Here is a 1,706-nt window from a genome sequence, read left to right on the forward strand (position 1 = left end):
GACAACCTCAAGGGCGTCAACGCGCACCACCAGTGCGAAACCATCTTCAAGGCCTTTGCCCGCGCCTTGCGCGCCGCGCTGGAGCTGGACCCGCGCCAGGCCGGTGTGATTCCCTCGACCAAAGGTTCCCTGTAACCCCCTGACACCGTGTTCGTTCGCCTGAACCCTTCCCTACGATGAACCGACAGACCGTGGCCGTGGTCGACTACGGCATGGGCAACCTGCGCTCCGTGGCGCAGGCCGTCCTCCACGCCGCCACCGCCGTGGACCATGTGGACGTGGTGGTCACGTCCGACCCGCAGGTGGTGCGCGACGCCCACCGGGTGGTGTTGCCCGGCCAGGGTGCCATGCCCGATTGCATGGCCGAACTGGCCCGCAGCGGCCTGCGCGACGCGGTGCTGGAAGCGGCGGCGAGCAAGCCCCTGTTCGGCGTGTGCGTGGGCATGCAGATGCTGCTCGACCACAGCGAGGAGGGCGACACGCCCGGCCTGGGCCTGATCCCGGGCGAGGTGGTGCGCTTTCGCCTCGACGGCCAGCGCCAGCCCGACGGCAGCCGCTACAAAGTGCCCCAAATGGGCTGGAACCGCGTCTTCCACGACCTGGGCCGCGGCCCGACCCACGCCATGTGGCAGGGCATTCCCGACGGCAGCTATTTCTATTTCGTGCACAGCTTCTACGCCCGCCCGGCCGATCCGGTGCACAGCGTGGGCGAGTCCGACTACGGCACCCGCTTCACCTGTGCCGTGGCGCGCGGCAACCTGTTCGCCACCCAATTCCATCCGGAAAAAAGCGCCGACCAGGGCCTGGCCCTGTACCGCAACTTCCTGCACTGGAATCCCTGAACCCTTTTCCCCGTCAGACCGCCCGACCCGCCATGCTGCTGATCCCCGCCATCGACCTCAAAGACGGCCAATGCGTGCGCCTCAAACAAGGCGACATGGACCAATCCACCGTGTTCGGTGAAGACCCGCCGGCCATGGCCCGCAACTGGGTGGACAAAGGCGCGCGCCGCGTCCACCTGGTGGACTTGAACGGTGCCTTCGCCGGCAAACCCAAGAACGAGGCCGCCATTCGCGGCATCCTCAAAGAGGTGGGCGACGAGGTGGACGTGCAACTGGGCGGCGGCATCCGCGACCTCGACACCATCGAGCGCTACCTGGACGCCGGCCTGCGCTACGTCATCATCGGCACCGCCGCGGTGAAAAACCCCGGTTTCCTGCAAGACGCCTGCACCGCCTTTCCCGGCCACATCATCGTTGGCCTGGACGCGAAAGACGGCAAGGTCGCCACCGACGGCTGGAGCAAGCTGACCGGCCACGAGGTGGTGGACCTGGGCAAGAAGTTCGAGGACTACGGCGTCGAGTCCATCATCTACACCGACATCGGCCGCGACGGCATGCTCTCGGGCATCAACATCGAGGCCACGGTCAAGCTGGCGCAAGCGCTGTCGATTCCGGTCGTCGCCTCCGGCGGCCTGTCCAACCTCGACGACATCCGCCGCCTCTGCGCGGTGGAGGGCGAGGGCGTGGAAGGGGTGATCTGTGGCCGCTCCATCTACAGCGGCGACCTGGACTTTGAAGCCGCCCAGCGCCTGGCCGACGAGCTCAACGGCTGAACCGGCGGTGCCAGCCGCCTCGGGCCCGCTGACCCATGCCGGGCAGCCGAGCCACCACCTGACCCTGGCCAACGGCGACCGCCTGCTGGTG

The 1,706-nt window shown here is 67.7% G+C and carries 2 protein-coding genes and 1 pseudogene; all 3 read left to right on the forward strand.

Annotation, left to right across the window (positions count from 1 at the left end; all coding sequences use genetic code 11):
* A pseudogene (locus tag HA630_RS02390) lies at positions 1-135 on the forward strand (imidazoleglycerol-phosphate dehydratase); the annotation flags it as partial.
* Positions 136-176: 41 nt separating this feature from the next.
* Positions 177-842 carry an imidazole glycerol phosphate synthase subunit HisH gene (hisH, locus tag HA630_RS02395; RefSeq protein ID WP_166832219.1) on the forward strand — a complete coding sequence of 222 codons (666 nt, stop codon included), beginning with the start codon at positions 177-179 and terminating at the stop codon, positions 840-842.
* Positions 843-874: 32 nt separating this feature from the next.
* Positions 875-1,615 carry a 1-(5-phosphoribosyl)-5-[(5-phosphoribosylamino)methylideneamino]imidazole-4-carboxamide isomerase gene (gene hisA / locus HA630_RS02400; protein ID WP_166832220.1) on the forward strand — a complete coding sequence of 247 codons (741 nt, stop codon included), beginning with the start codon at positions 875-877 and terminating at the stop codon, positions 1,613-1,615.
* Positions 1,616-1,706 lie beyond the last annotated feature (91 nt).

It is taken from the genome of Aquabacterium sp. A08 (genome assembly GCF_011742065.1).

What these genes read in the sequence shown, in the direction of transcription:
- hisH (WP_166832219.1), top strand. Translation starts at nt 177, where the DNA reads ATGAACCGACAGACCGTGGCCGTGGTCGACTACGGCATGGGCAACCTG.
- hisA (WP_166832220.1), top strand. Translation starts at nt 875, where the DNA reads ATGCTGCTGATCCCCGCCATCGACCTCAAAGACGGCCAATGCGTGCGC.